The organism is Streptomyces sp. NPDC050548 (assembly GCF_044457385.1).
In the GTDB taxonomy this organism is placed as follows: domain Bacteria; phylum Actinomycetota; class Actinomycetes; order Streptomycetales; family Streptomycetaceae; genus Streptomyces.
The window spans coordinates 799,026-814,552 of sequence record NZ_JBITGV010000001.1; the positions used below are offsets into that span (position 1 = coordinate 799,026).

Below are 15,527 nucleotides of genomic sequence, written 5' to 3' on the forward strand. Positions count from 1 at the left end.
CGGACGCCGTGTCCGCCGTACCGTTACGCCGACTGCTGTGTCAGCGCCGCCGTGACCTCGCGTACCCACGGTGTCTTGGCGTCGACGCGGCTGCTCTTCTCCACGTCCCAGGTGCCGTAGCGCGGGTTGAGGTCGACGTGGAGTTCCTTGGAGGCGGTCGACAGGGCCTTCCAGAAGGCGGGCTGGCTAGTGTCGGTGCCGAGCTTCGCGGCGAGTTTGCGGCCCTCCACCTGGAGGCGGAGGTTGTCGTCGAGGCGCTGCGGGGGGACGCCGTACTGCGCGAGCCAGGTCGCTTCCAGGGCCTTGGAGCCGCCCGCCTGCTGGGCGAGGGCGGCCCGCATGTCCTGGATGTCCTTGCGGGTGACGTTGACGTCGGCGTCCTGTGCGGCGCGGTGCACGACCTGGTCGAAGACCATGCCGTAGAGCGTCTCGCGGGTGAGGCCGCCGGTGGTGGCGATGGCCCGCGTGTACTGTGCCTGGTCCTGGACGGCCGCCCGCTGTGCCACGCGCACCTCGTTGACCCGGCTCTGCAACTGCGCGACGGTGATGCGCTGCCCGCCGACGACGGCCGCCGCGCCGGGATGCGCTTCGCTTCCGCAGGCGGTCAGGGCGGGGGCCGCGGCGGCGATCACGGCGGTGAGGACGAGCGCGGTGCGACGGCGGCGGTGCAAGGGAGCCTCCCGAGGAGATTGTGCGACGGTGCACAAAGTCTTGCGGTGATCGATGTTAGGCAGTGGGTCGCCTGTGGCCAACCCATTCGACCAACGATTCACGAGGACTTCGGGCACCGGCACGTACCGGCACGCACGCGTGCGCTACTCCAGGGCGTCCACCGCTCGTTCCACGGCCGCGGTGACCGCCGCGCGGAGGCCGTCGCCGAGGGGGACCCAGGACACGTTCGTGCCGGTCCTGTCCGCGCTGCCGCCGCCGCTGCCCACGAGCACGAAGCCGACATTCGCGTACCGCCCCGTCGTCTCCTGCACCGCCTTCACCTCGACGCCGCCCACCGCGAGGACGACCTCGCAGGAGCGCTGGAGCATGGCGTCGAGGAAGGGGCGCGCGTTCGCGGTGCTCTGTTCGCCGGTCACCGAGGAGTGGCTCACGCGCGTGTGCGTCCTGAGCGACGCGTCCTGCATGCCCCGCCAGACCGTGGCGGCGGGGCTCCCCTCGATGCCCTGCCGGTCGGTGAGCAGGCAGGCCTCGGTGTCGGTGGAGTGCCGCGCCCGGGCGGCGGGGACGGCCGGGCTGATGTCGTGCCTGGAGAGGACGATTCCGGTCACGATCACCGCGAGGGCGACGGCGAGCGCTGTCGCGATCATGGCGACGGTACGGGCGCCGAGCGCACGCAGTCCGGCGGCCATGGCGTGCCCCGCGCGCGTGAGCGCCTTCAGCATCCTCGTCGCCCTCAGCCGGTGATGGCCACCGGCGCGTCCCACGCGTCACGGTCCACGGTGATCGTGTAACCGCCGCGGGTCTCCTTGCTGTTGACCAGGTACTGGTGGGCGCGGCTGTGGTTGGTGAACTGGGTGGAGCCCCAAGGCCAGTCGGAGGTCGTGGTGTTGACCTTGTCCCACAGCGCGTACCAGAGGTTGCCCGGCAGGTCCGTCTTGTCGGTCGCGGTCGCGATCGCCTTGGCGCTGGAGCTGCTGAAGCCGTAGATGCCGCTGCGGTAGATCTTGGCGTGCAGTTCCTTGTCGAAGGCGCGCACATAGGTCAGCACGGCGTTGTTGCAGGCCGTGTTCGTCGTGTCGTACGACTCCATGTCCAGGTAGACCGGGCTGCCGGCCTTGAAGCCGAGGGCCGCGGACTTGGCGACCGCGTCGTCCGCCTCGCTCTTGCCGACGGCCGCCGCGGTGGTGGCGCTGATCTTCACCGAGCCGCCGGAGCCGCAGGACGGCTGGGAGCCGACGTAGAGCGGGATGAACTTCCAGCCGACCGTGGTGAGGGACTTGACCCAGGAGGCGGTGAGGTTGGGTTGGCTGCAGCCGCGGTTCTTGCCGCCGATGTAGACGGCGGCGGCGCCGTAGAGGCCGCCGTGCCAGGCCTTCATCGCGGCGAGGGAGGGGGCGGCGCAGGTGTCGAAGGCGCGGCCCGTGTAGGTCTTCTGCGCGGGCCAGGTGGTGGCGGCCATCGAGGTCTGCGCGGCGATACCGCCTCCGGCGACGACGGCGGCACCCGCGACGCCCCATGCGATGTATCTGCGCTTCTTCGACTGCCGATGCTCGGACACGAAAAACCCCACCCCTGTTCATGACAAGCGGACGTGTACGACGTCCGCCGGAAAATCTGTCGGCCCCCTGAGGGCCCGGAAGCTGCGCGGGTCCGGCGCGGCGACGCCGTGGGACTGCCGTAGGAGTACGGCCGTACGGCCCTGGTACGGAACTGTCCGTGCGCGCGCGGGACTTGGGACCCAGCGAATCGCACGATAATCGACGGTGTCCTTCGGTCCGGAAAACGAATTCTCTCGATCGCCACAAGATTCCCTCACGACACGGCAAAAACTCCCGTACCGGGGAACGCGGACCGGACAAACGCCGTACCAGTGCGCGGGCGCGGCGGGCGTCCGCCGGGTCGCGGGACGGTTCACATGGCCGTTCGTCCCCCGGGCGGCGGCCCGTGCCATAACCTTGGGCCGACCTTGGGGGGTTGACATGGCAAAACGGCTGGAAGCCGGCTGGGGACAACGGATCGCCTGGGTGTTCCTCGCCTGGGGGTCGTGCGGCCTCCTGATATGGGTGCCCTTCCTGTACGCGGCGATCCGCCGCGGGCGGGGTTCGGACTGGGGCGCGTTCGCGTCCTTCGCGCTCTACGAGTGCGTGACCCTGCCGTGGGCGGCGTCCGACGGCAGTTCGAGCGGTGACGGGTTCCTCGGTCTCGCGGTCGTGGTGACCATGCTGATGGCCGCCGGACTGCTGCTGTTCGGGATGTTCGACACCCCGCCCCCGAAGCAGCAGCTGTACGTGGGCATGCCGGTGCCTCCGCAGCAGGGGAACCCGTACCTGCGGTAGATCCCGTGCCTGCGGTGGGTCACACCGGCCGGGTGCGCCGCAGGATCCGTACCGCGGGCCAGACGATCAGTCCGGTGACGGCCCACAGGAAGCCGGAGAGGCCGAGCCATTCGCCGGTGCCGCTGTCGGGGTCGTGGCCGAAGACCGTCGTCGCGAGCGCGACGAAGGCGAACAGTCCGCCCAGCAGGAAGAGCGCGACCATCGCGGCGGTCTGTCCGCCGGTGCGCCGGACGGGCGCGGCTGCACCGCTCCCGGCGGCCGGCGCCGATGCGGGCGCCTCCGCGCGCGGGGCGCTCTGCCGCGGCGGCAACTGCACGCGCGCGTGCGGCGGTACGGCCGCGTCGAGCATCGCCATCGTGTGCGCGTCGACGCCGTAGAGTCCCGGTTCCACGGCGACGGCGAGACCGTCGGTGCCGATGAGGCGCCGGCCGCCGTCGGGCCAGCTGAGCACGGCGGCGCAGGAACGGTACGGCACGGTCACCGCGAGGTCGCTGCCGTCGCGCCCACGCACGGTCACGCTGACCCCGTCGTCCCCGACCACCAGCGCGGACCCGTCCTTGGCGACCGCGTCGAAGCGCCGCCCGGTGACGGCGTACGTCGAACGCGTCGGCGCCGCCGCGTACCCCGCCCAGCTCGCGCTGTGCCCCGAGGGCACCTGCAACAGCGCGGTCCCGGCGGCCTCCAGGGCCACCGCGTGCAGATGACCGGGCGTCACCGACCACAGCTCGTGCCGCAGTTCGTCGAGCCCGCGCGGCGGCCGTCCGGCGAGCAGGTCCTCCGCCGCCCCGGGCAGCCGTCGTACGGCCGCGTCGGCCGCCGTCAGTCCCGCGTCGGCCCGCGTGCGTACGGCGTCCAGGTCGGCCTGCGCGATACGGCCGGCCTGGAGCGCGGCGAGGACGTCGACGAAGCCGCCGAGCACCGCGTCCTGCTTGGCGGGCAGGGAGTCCGCGAAGGCGGTGAGGAGGGCGTGGCCGTCGCGGCGGGAGGCGCAGTCGGTGGCGGCGGTGTAGGAGTTGCCGTCCTCCTGGCGCAGGGCGCGGGAGAGTTCGCGTTCCAGGACACCGGCGTAGAGGCGGGCGGCGGCGGTGTCGGTGACGACGGCGTCGAGGAGGACGCCGCCCTGGCCGTCGGAGAAGTGGGCGGGTGTGGTGGGGAGCGCGGAGGTGACGGCGGGGAGCGGCCGGCGGGTGCCCGGGGGCAGCTTGAGCGCGAGTCCGGCGGGGAAGCGCTCGCCGGCGATCCACAGCACGGCGTTGCCGCCGGTGAACCAGGTCTCCGTCCAGTGTCGTACGTCCTCCGGGCGCAGGTTCCTGACCCCCCACTCCGGGTAGCTGACCAGGCCGTACCCCTGTGCGCCGTAGCGCCACAGCGGGAGTTGGCCGGGTTCGCGGCGGGACTCCTCGGTCCGCAGGATCTCCTTCTCGGTCTCCAGGCGTTCCATGGGGAGGTCGGCGAGGGAGGCGCAGACGCCGTGGAGGTAGTCGACGATCTCGTGTTCGGCGCCTTCCACGTGGAAGTGGGTGAAGGCGGCCTTGGTCGCGCCGTTGTAGTGGTAGTCGGCGAGGCCCTGGCGGTACAGGGCGAGATGTTCGACGAGGTGGGTGACACCGGCGCGGGCGAGGGTCTCGTCGGCGATGCCGACGCGGAAGACGAGTCCGGCGCGCAGGGGGCCGGGGGCGTACGCGAAGAGGGTAGGTATGCCGTCGACTTCGGTGAGGTGGATGGTGTTCGGGGTGGCGGCGGACCGACTGTCGTGGGAGGCCTGGTGGTCCTGGGGGTCCCGGGGGTTCATCTTCGGCCTCTCAGGGCGGAGTTGGCAGAGTCGCGGTGCTGGACGTACGCCTCGGCGGGCTTGCCGAGGTAACTCCACGGAAAGTCGGAGGCGAGGTTGCCGAGCGCCCGGAAATGCGCGGCGGCCTGCGCGGTGTCGCCGATCAGGGAGAACATCGCGGCGAAACTCCCCTGGACGGTGACCCAGCCGTACGGCCGCGCGAACTGCGGGTGGAACACGGACTGTTGGGCGGCCTCGACGAGCTCGGCGTGCACGTGCGGCTGTCGCAGGTACTCGGTGCGCTTGTCGTCGGCGCCGAGGTCGAGCCAGTGCTCGAAGTGCGCCTCGGCGACGAGCCCGCCGTTCAACGCCCCTGCGGGGGCGGCCAGTAGACACTCGCGCGCGAACCCGTGGGCCGCCTCCCAGGTGCCGCCCCACTTGGGGTACAGCTTCTGGAGGAGACGGGCCTGTCCGGTGAAGTGGTGCGGGTGGTAGCGGGCCAGCCGGTCGTAGCGGCGCCGGCTCTCGTTCTGCCCGAGCGACAGACCGAGGGCGGTGGTGAGGCGGGCGGCCCAGGCGGCGTCGTAGGAGGGGTCGAAAGCCGTTGCCCGCATGAGGAGTTGCTCCGCCTCCCCCAGGTGTTCGTGGAACGCCTTGAACTGCTCCCGGCTGACGTCCTTGGCCCGCGCGTCGGTCCGTATCTCCCACCCGGCCTCGATGAGCCGGGTTCCGAGCACGGTGAGCGCGAGAACGTCGTAGGGTACGGCGGCCAGTTGCTGCCGCAGCGTGTGTTCAAAACCGTCGGCCTCGGCCAACACGCCCACGACGAAGGCCCGGTCGGTACCGGGCGGCAGGCTGTCGTGGTACTGCCGGATCGCTGCCCAGTCGGCCGCGGCGGCGGCCTGACGCAACCAGGTGACCTCCGGAAAGGCGGAGGCGAGTTCGAAGTCGGGGCCGGGATCGGCTCCGGGGGCGGATGACATGCGGCGGATCCTAGGCGAGGCCCGTGACATCGCGGATGCCGGGGAAAGCGCAGGTCAGAGATGGGACGAGCATGGGTTCGGCTTGACCTTCGGCGAACCTTCCGTACAACTTCCGTTCACCGGAGGCTCATAGCGTCCGCACCTTTCTGTACTCACATCTGCACTCACATCCGTACTTACGTCTGCACTTACGTCTGCACTTACGTCTCCCAGGAGTCCCGTCATGTCCCTGAACGCCCGCCGAAACCGCCAACTCATCGAAGCGGCAGCCCCGTTGCTGCTCCAGGGCGAACGCGTCGAGTTCACTTCCCTGGCCGCGATCGGCTCGGTGTCCGTCCGCAAGCAGGCCCTGACGGCGGCCGTGGTGGGGGTGTTGAGCGCGGGCACGGTGATGGCCACGGTCACTCCACGCCCGTTCTACATAGTCCTGACCGACCAGAGAATCCTGTTCTTCGACGGCAACAGAGGCGGAAAGCCGGGCAAGTTGATGCTGAACCTGCCGCGTCCGTACGTCTCGGCGGGCGGTTCGAAGAAGGCGTTCCTGGGATTGCAGTTCACGACGAGGCTGTCGGTGGCGGGGCAGGAGCAGGGGCTGAAGGTGACGTTTCCGGTGCAACACCGGGGCGACGGGCCGAAGTTCGTGGGGGCGTTGCCGGTCACGCGGTGAGCAGTTCGCACCAGCCGTATTTGCCGTGCGTGCCGTGCCGGGCCGACGGCTGCCAGCCCCAGAGGTCGGCACAGGCCCGGACGTGGCTTCATCGACCGGCTGACGAAAGAGCTGTGCGGCACCCCCATGAACAACTGGCGGAAGTCGTCCCACTCCGGCCCCGACGACGGCAACGAGTGCGTGGAGATCGCGACTTCCCCCACGCACACACGCGTATCCATACGTGACTCGAAGGCGCCGGCCGTGGCCCTCGTGCTTGAACTCTTACCCACCGACCCCGAGCCCGTCATCACCGACTCCGCGGACGAACCCGTGTGACGGTGCCTGGCTGGCCACGCCTGTCGACATCAACACCCCGCGGCCTCTGCGCGCGGCCGTTCACGGCAGAGCGGCCGGGCCGCGGAAGCGTGACACTCCACCTTCGAGTGTCACGCTTCCGCGCCTCAGCCAACTGGAGCCAGAAGCTACCCCGTTGCGGGTCTGACACGCTCAGGGCCCACAAGCTCCCGGACGCTGCACGAACGGCCGGTGTCGGTCGATCGCAGTCTGGAATGATCGCGCCGTGAGCAATACGAGGCTGCTGGCCGCAGGCGCCGTCGAGTCACACGTCCGGACGTTCTTCACGGGGCACACGGTGGACGTCGTCGACTGCGCCCTCGGCCCGGAACGGCGAGATCAAGTGCCCGATCTACGAGTCCTCGTTGTAGAGCCCGGTCCCCGCAGCGACAACTGGGCCTATGTGACCGCCGGATGCTGGGCCTCGACGCAGAAGCACGGTCACGGCCTTGAGTTCGTCATGACCGCGCCCGTCCGCGACGAACGGTTCATCGAACTCATGGCGATGATCGCCTTCTACCACTGCGGAGGGCATCAACTCGACCTGGAGCACAGCATGCCGATCGGCGAACCGTGGGTACCCGGCTCGACCTGCGACCACCTGCTGATCAGCCTGCCCTACCTCCACGGCCCCGACCTCGAACACTGCCCGCTGCCCGGCGGACACGCCCGCATCCTGTGGACCCTGCCGGTGACCACAGCCGAGGTCGAGTTCCGCCGGCATCACGGACACGAGGCACTGGAACAGCTCTTCGACAAGGCACGGATCATCCCCACCGATCCCTTCCGGGCATCGGTCGTCTGATCTCGCGTACTGGTCGCCATGTCCTCGTCCCCCGCAAAAACAGCAGGTCCAGCCGTCAAGAGATCGAAAACGCGGCCCACACCTTCAGGTGGATTGGAGAGAGGACACGCGGTCGACTCCCGTGCACACGTGCTGAGCTGAGCCCGCGCAAGATCGCGCACCGCCAGCTCGAACCCCAGAAAGGGGACGCCTGTGCGCCACAAGGGACGGGCCAGGACATGGCTCGCCGCCGCAGCCGCCGCCACCGCTCTGTTCGTGTCACCGACATCGACGGCCAGCGCCGACGTCCAGGCCCCGCAGGCCGGCCACTACCTGAACCTGCACCAGTGCGTGTACCTGCCCTCCGCGGCCGTCGACTACTTCACCACCGTGGTGCCGAGCCGCGACGGACGCTTCACGACCGGGACGGACACCTCCAACACCGCCGGGACGAGCCGCTCCTGCGGCGCCGGTGACGGAAACTTCAAACCGTCGTCCCCGTGGGCAGGCGTCCAGTCGCTCGACCTCAGCACCGGCCGCTACCTGAACCTCCACCAGTGCGTCTACTACTCCGACGCCCAGCACGACCACATCACGACGGTCGCGAACGTCGGGGCCTCCGAGTTCGCCGCGCACTCGAACGTCTCCAACACCCCCGACACAAACCCCAACTGCGGCCCGGGACAAGGCCAGTACCACCTCGTCCCCCTGCTGTCCGACGTCAAGGCCCTCGACCTCACCGCCGGGCGCTACGTCAATCTCCAGCAGTGCGTCTACTACTACGGCCAAAGCCCGTTCAACGACCACTTCACCACGGTGGTCCCCACGACCCGCGACGGCCGTTTCGCCACCGGAACCAAGGTCTCCAACACCACCGACACCACCCCGACCTGCGGCACCGGCGACGGCAACTTCACCCTCATCCCCCTCCTCTCGGGGACGAAGGCCCTCTCCCGGACCTGACGCAAAAACCGATCCGGGCCGCACCGGGAGCCATCCTGCCCCCGTGCGGCCGACCGGTCAGGGAGAAATTCTTCTGCGACTGCACATTCCCAACGCAGGTCCGTGGGCACATACATCTGTCGTGACATCTCTTCAGGGCCAGAGCCAATAGTGGCTACTGCATAACACCAAGAACACAGCCAGTCCTCAGGTCACAGTTCAGCCTCGACCGGATCCACACGAATAGGGTCGCCGCCGCCCAGATAAAGCATGCACCCCGCGTCCTCCTGGTCCAATTTTTCTGGCGGCATTACATAGATTCCGGCGGTGGGCGCGGGAGCCCAACCCAGGCTGCGCGGAGGGTCATACGTCTCGCAGTGGCTGACATAGAGCCGTGTCGGCGGGATGGAGACCGTACAGACATCTCCAGCTCGAAGCTCGGACGGGGTCGGTTCGAGCCGATATGGAACCCATTCCGGATTGGATTCTCCATGAGGCAGCGCGAAAGTTCCGTCCCAGCGGAAGGTGGAGGAGTTGTCGACCACGCTCCATGGCCATTCCACCGTGATGTACCGCGTACTCACCGAAACAACCCGGGCCCTTGCCGGCTCACAAGAGACAATTACTTCGCTGCCGACCTGAGGCAGCATGATTCCTCACCACCCTCTGCACGGGAAGGGGCTTGTTCCGACTGGCCGGCGGCTCACTTCGCGTGGAACCTGCTCGGCGCGTTCGTCGGGTTCCCGCCGGACGGGAGCTTCTGCCCCGGACAGGTGGAGAGGACCTTCTTCATCGCGGCCTTCTCGGCGGCGGTGACCCACAGTCCGTACTTCTTCTTCACGGCGACCTGCGCGGCCACATACGTGCAGCGGTACGCCTTGGGCGGCACCCAGGTCGCCGTGTCGCCGTCGCCCTTGCTGCGGTTGGCGCTCGCGCCGACGGTCAGGAGGTTGAGGGGGTCGTTGGCGAGGGCTATGCGCTTGCTGGCGTCCCAGTACTTGGCGCCCTTCTGCCAGGCGTCGGAGAGGGCGACGAGGTGGTCTATGTCGACGAGGCTGGCCCCGCGACGGTAGGTCACTTCCTTGCCGGAGTACGGATCGGATTCGAGGACGCCGTACGACACCTTGCAGGTGCCGCCGGTGAACTTCACCTGCTTCAGGTCCCGTTTGAGGATGTCGTCCCTGGTGTCGCAGCTGTTGGAGTCCGTGTCGGCCCAAGCGGTGCCGAACCGCTCACGGGAGTAACCGGTCTTCGGCGCCCGCCCCTTGACGGTCAGGGACTCGGCGGCGGTGAGAGCCGCGCCCCCGCCGGAGCCGCCACCGGAGTTCCCACCGGAGTCCCCACCGGTCGTCGCTTCGGACCCGGAGGCCCCTGTGGTGTCCTTGCATCCGGCGACGGACAACATGATCAGGACGGCGACGGCCGCCCCACCCCTCAGACGCATCACAGTGCGCCCCTCCCCTGGTTCACCCGGCCCCCGCCCCTGTCGGGGCGGATATTGACCTGGTGCCCACGTTAGCGGCGGAGATGTCGCGAACATATGGGGCCCGGGGGCGCATGACGTGCAACTCGGGTGTATCGGCACGGCCTGGTCGGCGCGGGCGCCCCCACCTCGCACTCCCTCCCCGCGCTCTCTCCCCACACCCCTCTCAGACCTTGCCGATGCCCAGCGTCGACTCCGAGGGCAGCAGCCCGGAACCGAGCACCGCGACCCAGAACTCCCCCAGCAGATCGGCGAGTCGGTCGGTGTCCGCCCTGCCGAGGAACTGCCAGGGCCCGGCGGCCAGCCTGTCGGTGCGGCGCTCCACCTCCTGGCGCAGCTCACGGCCCACCCTCGTCGCCGTACCGAGATCGTCCAACAGGCCCCGGGCGACCAGGCGTTCGCGGGCCGCCGACCATTCCTTCGGGCTCCAGCCCCGGCTTTCGAAGCGCTCCACGGAGGCGGCTCCTATCGCGGCGAAGGAGACCAGGGACTCGACCGGGTCCAGGCCGGCGACGAGGAGGGCGGCGAGGTGGCCGTCACCGCGGTGTTCGCGCAGGATCGTCGCCGCCCGCCACAGCTGGAGGTGGGGCTCCTCGGGCCAGGGCAACTCGGCGTTGGCCGCGGCGAGGGGGCGGCCGGCCGTGGTGACCGCCTCGGCGGCGCGGCGGGCCAGGGCGGCGGCCTCCGCGAGTTCGGGGCTGTCGACACGGTCGCCGAATATCGCGCGGTAGGCCCGGTCCATTCCGCGCAGCCTCGCCTTCAGTACCGCGTCCGGGCTCGCGATGCGCCACGCGGGGTCGATGTGCTCGGCGACCATGCGGGGGCTGAAGCTGTAGAAGGCGGAGGTCACCCGCTCCGCGCCGGCCGGGCCCAAGGGGGCGGCGCGCAGCGGGAAGTAGCTCGGCCAGCGCTCCTCGGTGTCGTAGCCGAGCGCGGCGGCCTCCTCGAAGACCTCCGGCGCGTAGTACAGCACCGCGTGCAGGGGTTCGAGCAGGTGCCAGAGCTGGCGCACCCGGCCCGACTCCACGGTGGCGGGGTAGTTCGCGGTCTCCACTCCACGTGCGTCTTCGGACATGGCACAACTCCTCGTCGCGTCCCGGTCGTTCCACAACTTGACACTGACAAGATTGCCCCAACCGCCCGAACTTGTCAATGCCTAGATTCGGCGTAGGCTGCTGAGCATGAGTACGACCAGGTCCACCAAAAGCCCGTACCACCACGGCGATCTGCGCCACGCCGTCCTCACCGCCGCGCTCGACGTCATCGCCGCCGACGGCCCGTCCGGGCTGAGCCTGCGGGATCTCGCCCGCCGTGCCGGTGTCTCGCACGCGGCGCCGGCGCATCACTTCAAGGACCGCACAGGGCTGTTGACGGCCATCGCGGCGGAGGGGTTCGGGCTGCTGGCCGCCGCGATCGGGGAGGCGGCGGATCTCAAGGACGCGGGAGTGCGGTACGTGCGCTTCGCGCGGGAGCACCCGGCGCACTTCCAGGTGATGTTCGCGCCCGAGCTGCTGCGCGACGGCGACCTCGAACTCGCCACGGCCCGCGCGCTCGCGGCCGACGCGCTGAGCGGCGCCGTCTCCGCCGTACCTCCCGAGGGCCGCGGCCCCGACGCCCGCCTCGCCGGGGTCGCCGCGTGGTCCTTGGCGCACGGCTTCGCGACGCTGCTGCTCGGCCACAATCTGGACGGGGCGGTGGGTGAGCGGGAGCCGGAGGAGGTGTTCCGGGTGCTGGCGGGGATGCTGTTCCGCGGGGCTGATGCGCGGGGCTGATGGCTGACGGTGTGCGCGGTTGCCCCGGGCAGGCTCGCTGGCGCCGTTCGACTCGCCGTACGCGAAAGGCCATTGGGCGCTCTCGGGCGGGGAGGCAGGCAGGCCGGGGCGGGCCGCTGTCGGCCCATCCCGTCGGCGGGGGCCGGGCGACTGTTGCAGCTGAAAAAGTGTGACGCTTCCCCGAAGAAGCGTCACACCTTTTCCCAGGGGTGCCCCCCTCGCCGCTACGACCCCAGGATCGTCGCCAGGAACTCCCCCACCCAGCCCAGCAACTCCCGCCCCACCAAAGGCTTTCCGCCCACCCTGGCCGTCTTCGGGCGCGGTACCAGTACCTGGTGGGCGGCCGGCTTGATGACGGTGCCGGGGTAGAGGCGCTTGAGGCGGAGTTCCTGGGACTCGCGCAACTCCACCGGTGCGAAGCGGATGTTGGCGCCCTGGAGGACGATGTCGCCGACGCCGCACGCGCGCGCGAGCATGCGCAGGCCGGCCACCAGCAGCAGGTTCTCCACCGGCTCGGGCAACTTGCCGTAGCGGTCGACGAGTTCCTCGCGTACGGCCTTGATGTCCTCCTCCGTGTTGGCGGAGGCGATGGACCGGTAGGCCGCCAGTCGCAGGCGCTCGCCGGGGGCGTAGTCGTGCGGGACGTGGGCGTCGACCGGGAGCTCGATCTTGACCTCCAGGGGCGGCTCCTCCTCGACACCGCCCTCCAGGGAGGCGCGGTAGTCGGCGACCGCCTCGCCGACCATGCGGACGTACAGGTCGAAGCCGACGCCCGCGATGTGGCCGGACTGTTCGCCGCCCAGGAGGTTTCCGGCGCCGCGGATCTCCAGGTCCTTCATCGCCACGTACATTCCGGCGCCCATCTCCGTGTGCTGGGCGATGGTGGCGAGGCGCTCGTGGGCCGTCTCCGTGAGCGGCTTCTCCGGGGGGTACAGGAAGTAGGCGTAACCGCGCTCGCGGCCACGCCCGACCCGGCCGCGCAGCTGATGCAGCTGCGACAGACCGAAGTTGTCGCCTCGTTCAACGATCAGCGTGTTCGCGTTGGAGATGTCGATGCCGGACTCGACGATCGTCGTCGACACCAGGACGTCGAACTTCTTCTCCCAGAAGTCGACGACGACCTGCTCCAGGGCCTGTTCCGACATCTGACCGTGGGCGGTGGCGATGCGCGCCTCCGGGACGATCTCACGCAGACGCGCCGCCGCGCGGTCGATCGATTCCACCCGGTTGTGGATGTAGAAGACCTGGCCCTCGCGCAGGAGTTCACGGCGGATCGCGGCACCGATCTGCTTCTCCTCGTAGGGGCCGACGAACGTCAACACAGGGTGACGCTCCTCCGGGGGCGTCGTGATCGTCGACATCTCACGGATGCCGGTGACCGCCATCTCCAGGGTTCTGGGGATCGGGGTGGCGGACATCGTCAGGACGTCGACGTTGGCGCGCAGCTTCTTCAGCTGCTCCTTGTGCTCGACGCCGAAGCGCTGCTCCTCGTCGACGATGACCAGGCCGAGATCCTTGAACTTGGTCTCGGAGGAGAACAGGCGGTGGGTGCCGATGACGAGGTCCACGGAGCCCTCGCGCAGGCCCTCCAGGGTCGCCTTCGCCTCCGTGTCGGTCTGGAAGCGGCTCAACGCCCGTACGTTGACCGGGAACTGCGAGTAGCGCTCGGTGAACGTCCCGAAGTGCTGCTGCACGAGCAGCGTCGTCGGGACGAGGACGGCGACCTGCTTGCCGTCCTGGACGGCCTTGAAGGCGGCCCGGACCGCGATCTCCGTCTTGCCGTAGCCGACGTCGCCGCAGACCAGCCGGTCCATGGGGACCGACTTCTCCATGTCGTCCTTGACCTCGGCGATCGTGGTCAGCTGGTCGGGGGTCTCCGCGTACGGGAAGGCGTCCTCCAGCTCGCGCTGCCAGGGCGTGTCCGCGCCGAACGCGTGCCCCGGGGCCGCCATCCGGGCCGAGTACAGCTTGATGAGGTCGGCCGCGATCTCCTTGACGGCCTTCTTGGCGCGCGCCTTGGTCTTCGTCCAGTCGGCGCCGCCCAGGCGGTGCAGGGTGGGGGCCTCGCCGCCGACGTACTTGGTGATCTGCTCCAGCTGGTCGGTGGGGATGTACAGGCGGTCGCCGGGCTGGCCGCGCTTGGCGGGGGCGTACTCGACGACCAGGTACTCGCGCGTGGCGCCCTGCACCGTGCGCTGCACCATCTCGATGTAGCGGCCCACACCGTGCTGCTCGTGGACGATGTAGTCGCCCGTCTCCAGGGTGAGCGGGTCGATGGTCTTGCGGCGGCGGGCCGGCATGCGGGTGCCGTCCTTGCCCGCGGCCTTCTGCCCGGAGAGGTCGGTCTCGGTGAGGACGGCGAGCTTGAGCGCCGTGTCGACGAACCCGTAGTCGATCGATCCGGTCGCGACGTGCACTACGGAGGGGGCGATTTCCCCGAGTTCCGTCTCCAGGCGGGCCGCGACGCCCTCGCTGCCGAGGACCTCCACGGTGCGGGCGGCGGGGCCGTGGGCCTCGGTGACGAAGACCGTGCGCCAGCCGTCGGCGAGCCAGCCCTTGGTGTCGGCGAGGGCCTTGGCGGTGTCGCCGCGGTAGGTCTCCGGGGCGTGCATCCCGAGCTTGAGCGTGTCCGCGTCCAGCTCTTCATCAGCGGCGAAGGGCGAGACGGACCACCACATCATGTCCAGCTCGCGCGCCCGGTCCCGTACGTCCGCGATGGCCCACAGGGAGGCCGCGTCGACGTCGATGGGTGCCTCGCCGCCGCCCGCGGTGGCCGCCCAGGAGGCCTGCAGGAACTCCTGCGAAGTGGCTACGAGATCGGCGGCACGCGTGCGTACCCGTTCCGGATCGCATACGACTGCCATCGCGCCCTTGGGCAGCACGTCGAGCAGCAGCTCCATGTCGTCGACGAGCACCGGGGCCAGTGACTCCATGCCCTCCACGGCGATGCCCTCGGCGATCTTGCCGAGCAGCTCGCCCAGCTCGGGGTGGGCCTCGGCGAGGGCACGCGCGCGCGTGCGGACGTCTTCCGTCAACAGAAGTTCACGGCAGGGGGGTGCCCACAGGCCGTGTTCGGCGACCTCCAGGGAGCGCTGGTCGGCCACCTTGAAGTAGCGGATCTCCTCGACGTCGTCGCCCCAGAACTCGACGCGCAACGGATGTTCCTCGGTGGGCGGGAACACGTCCAGGATGCCGCCGCGTACGGCGAACTCACCGCGCCGCTCGACGAGCTCCACGCGCGCGTAGGCGGCGGCGCCGAGCGCGTCCACGACCGCGTTCAGGTCGGCGGACTGGCCGGACCTCAGGGCGACCGGCTCCAGGTCTCCGAGCCCCTTGACCTGCGGCTGCAGCACCGACCGCACCGGCGCTACGACGACGGAGACCGGGCCCGTCTCCGGGTCGTCGTCCCTCGGGTGGGCCAGGCGGCGCAGCACGGCGAGGCGACGGCCCACGGTGTCGCTGCGCGGGCTCAGCCGCTCGTGCGGGAGTGTCTCCCAGGAGGGGTACTCCACGACGCCGTCCGGCGGGAGCAGCGAGCGCAGGGCGGCGGCCAGGTCCTCCGCCTCACGCCCTGTCGCGGTCACCGCGAGGACGGTACGGCCGGCCTCCCGCGCGAGTGCCGCGACGGCGAAGGGGCGGGTCGCCGGGGGCCCGACCAGGTCGACGTGCATGCGGTTGCCGTCGGCCGCCGCGCGGGTCGCTTCCGCGAGGGCGGGGTCCTTGACTACGGCGTCGAGCAGACCGTGCAGACTCATGGAGAGGCGCTTCCGTCCGGGGTGTG

The 15,527-nt window shown here is 70.0% G+C and carries 15 protein-coding genes and 1 pseudogene; 6 read left to right on the forward strand and 10 right to left on the reverse strand.

The window, feature by feature from the left end:
* Positions 1–23: 23 nt before the first annotated feature.
* The 3 genes from ACIBJH_RS03740 to ACIBJH_RS03750 form a co-directional block, all read right to left on the reverse strand.
* On the reverse strand, positions 24–671 hold the full coding sequence (locus tag ACIBJH_RS03740) for a SurA N-terminal domain-containing protein (RefSeq protein WP_399115196.1): 648 nt from the start codon (positions 669–671) through the stop codon (positions 24–26).
* Positions 672–815: 144 nt separating this feature from the next.
* Complete coding sequence (locus ACIBJH_RS03745; protein WP_399115197.1) at positions 816–1,394, reverse strand: hypothetical protein; 579 nt, start codon at positions 1,392–1,394, stop codon at positions 816–818.
* 11 nt (positions 1,395–1,405) lie between these two features.
* The gene (locus ACIBJH_RS03750; RefSeq protein ID WP_399115198.1) at positions 1,406–2,230 is read right to left on the reverse strand and encodes a glycoside hydrolase domain-containing protein; all 825 of its coding nucleotides are present in this window, start codon (positions 2,228–2,230) and stop codon (positions 1,406–1,408) included.
* Positions 2,231–2,651: 421 nt separating this feature from the next.
* Between ACIBJH_RS03750 and ACIBJH_RS03755 the strand changes: the two genes are divergently transcribed.
* Complete coding sequence (locus ACIBJH_RS03755; protein WP_399115199.1) at positions 2,652–3,008, forward strand: hypothetical protein; 357 nt, start codon at positions 2,652–2,654, stop codon at positions 3,006–3,008.
* Positions 3,009–3,027: 19 nt separating this feature from the next.
* Here the strand turns inward: ACIBJH_RS03755 and ACIBJH_RS03760 are convergent, their stop codons facing one another.
* The gene (locus ACIBJH_RS03760; protein WP_399115200.1) at positions 3,028–4,800 is read right to left on the reverse strand and encodes an insulinase family protein; all 1,773 of its coding nucleotides are present in this window, start codon (positions 4,798–4,800) and stop codon (positions 3,028–3,030) included.
* A complete protein-coding gene (locus tag ACIBJH_RS03765) occupies positions 4,797–5,762 on the reverse strand; it encodes a hypothetical protein (protein WP_399115201.1) in 966 nt (321 codons plus the stop codon). The genes ACIBJH_RS03760 and ACIBJH_RS03765 overlap by 4 nt, the downstream gene beginning before the upstream one ends.
* Before the next feature lie 223 nt (positions 5,763–5,985).
* Here ACIBJH_RS03765 and ACIBJH_RS03770 point away from each other — a divergent pair, with 223 nt between their 5' ends.
* Complete coding sequence (locus ACIBJH_RS03770; protein ID WP_399115202.1) at positions 5,986–6,429, forward strand: hypothetical protein; 444 nt, start codon at positions 5,986–5,988, stop codon at positions 6,427–6,429.
* On the opposite strand, the pseudogene ACIBJH_RS03775 reads toward ACIBJH_RS03770, so the two are convergent.
* A pseudogene (locus ACIBJH_RS03775) lies at positions 6,419–6,511 on the reverse strand (ATP-binding protein); the annotation flags it as partial. The gene ACIBJH_RS03770 and the pseudogene ACIBJH_RS03775 overlap by 11 nt on opposite strands.
* A gap of 44 nt (positions 6,512–6,555) precedes the next feature.
* Between ACIBJH_RS03775 and ACIBJH_RS03780 the strand changes: the two are divergent.
* From ACIBJH_RS03780 to ACIBJH_RS03790, 3 genes are all read left to right on the forward strand, one after another.
* Positions 6,556–6,747 (forward strand): DUF397 domain-containing protein, encoded by a 192-nt coding sequence (locus ACIBJH_RS03780; protein ID WP_399115203.1) that lies wholly within the window; start codon positions 6,556–6,558, stop codon positions 6,745–6,747.
* A 244-nt stretch (positions 6,748–6,991) separates the two neighbouring features.
* Entirely contained in the window at positions 6,992–7,570 is a 579-nt protein-coding gene (locus ACIBJH_RS03785; RefSeq protein ID WP_399115204.1) for a suppressor of fused domain protein, read from the forward strand.
* Positions 7,571–7,762: 192 nt separating this feature from the next.
* Positions 7,763–8,512: a hypothetical protein gene (locus ACIBJH_RS03790; protein ID WP_399115205.1), complete on the forward strand. Its 750-nt coding sequence runs from the start codon at positions 7,763–7,765 to the stop codon at positions 8,510–8,512.
* Between the two features lie 191 nt (positions 8,513–8,703).
* Here the strand turns inward: ACIBJH_RS03790 and ACIBJH_RS03795 are convergent, their stop codons facing one another.
* The 3 genes from ACIBJH_RS03795 to ACIBJH_RS03805 form a co-directional block, all read right to left on the reverse strand.
* The gene (locus ACIBJH_RS03795; protein WP_399115206.1) at positions 8,704–9,141 is read right to left on the reverse strand and encodes a hypothetical protein; all 438 of its coding nucleotides are present in this window, start codon (positions 9,139–9,141) and stop codon (positions 8,704–8,706) included.
* A gap of 53 nt (positions 9,142–9,194) precedes the next feature.
* Entirely contained in the window at positions 9,195–9,935 is a 741-nt protein-coding gene (locus ACIBJH_RS03800; RefSeq protein ID WP_399115207.1) for an HNH endonuclease family protein, read from the reverse strand.
* A 205-nt stretch (positions 9,936–10,140) separates the two neighbouring features.
* Positions 10,141–11,049 (reverse strand): hypothetical protein, encoded by a 909-nt coding sequence (locus ACIBJH_RS03805; RefSeq protein WP_399115208.1) that lies wholly within the window; start codon positions 11,047–11,049, stop codon positions 10,141–10,143.
* Between the two features lie 106 nt (positions 11,050–11,155).
* On the opposite strand from ACIBJH_RS03805, the gene ACIBJH_RS03810 reads away from it, so the two are divergent.
* A complete protein-coding gene (locus ACIBJH_RS03810) occupies positions 11,156–11,746 on the forward strand; it encodes a TetR/AcrR family transcriptional regulator (protein WP_399115209.1) in 591 nt (196 codons plus the stop codon).
* Positions 11,747–11,970: 224 nt separating this feature from the next.
* On the opposite strand, the gene mfd is transcribed toward ACIBJH_RS03810, so the two are convergent.
* The gene (gene mfd, locus ACIBJH_RS03815) at positions 11,971–15,501 is read right to left on the reverse strand and encodes a transcription-repair coupling factor (protein WP_399115210.1); all 3,531 of its coding nucleotides are present in this window, start codon (positions 15,499–15,501) and stop codon (positions 11,971–11,973) included.
* Positions 15,502–15,527: the final 26 nt, after the last annotated feature.

Coding starts and splice junctions, on each gene's coding strand:
- ACIBJH_RS03745 (WP_399115197.1), bottom strand. CDS start 1,394: ATGCTGAAGGCGCTCACGCGCGCGGGGCACGCCATGGCCGCCGGACTG.
- ACIBJH_RS03755 (WP_399115199.1), top strand. CDS start 2,652: ATGGCAAAACGGCTGGAAGCCGGCTGGGGACAACGGATCGCCTGGGTG.
- ACIBJH_RS03760 (WP_399115200.1), bottom strand. CDS start 4,800: ATGAACCCCCGGGACCCCCAGGACCACCAGGCCTCCCACGACAGTCGG.
- ACIBJH_RS03765 (WP_399115201.1), bottom strand. CDS start 5,762: ATGTCATCCGCCCCCGGAGCCGATCCCGGCCCCGACTTCGAACTCGCC.
- ACIBJH_RS03770 (WP_399115202.1), top strand. CDS start 5,986: ATGTCCCTGAACGCCCGCCGAAACCGCCAACTCATCGAAGCGGCAGCC.
- ACIBJH_RS03780 (WP_399115203.1), top strand. CDS start 6,556: ATGAACAACTGGCGGAAGTCGTCCCACTCCGGCCCCGACGACGGCAAC.
- ACIBJH_RS03795 (WP_399115206.1), bottom strand. CDS start 9,141: ATGCTGCCTCAGGTCGGCAGCGAAGTAATTGTCTCTTGTGAGCCGGCA.
- ACIBJH_RS03800 (WP_399115207.1), bottom strand. CDS start 9,935: ATGCGTCTGAGGGGTGGGGCGGCCGTCGCCGTCCTGATCATGTTGTCC.
- ACIBJH_RS03805 (WP_399115208.1), bottom strand. CDS start 11,049: ATGTCCGAAGACGCACGTGGAGTGGAGACCGCGAACTACCCCGCCACC.
- ACIBJH_RS03810 (WP_399115209.1), top strand. CDS start 11,156: ATGAGTACGACCAGGTCCACCAAAAGCCCGTACCACCACGGCGATCTG.
- mfd (WP_399115210.1), bottom strand. CDS start 15,501: ATGAGTCTGCACGGTCTGCTCGACGCCGTAGTCAAGGACCCCGCCCTC.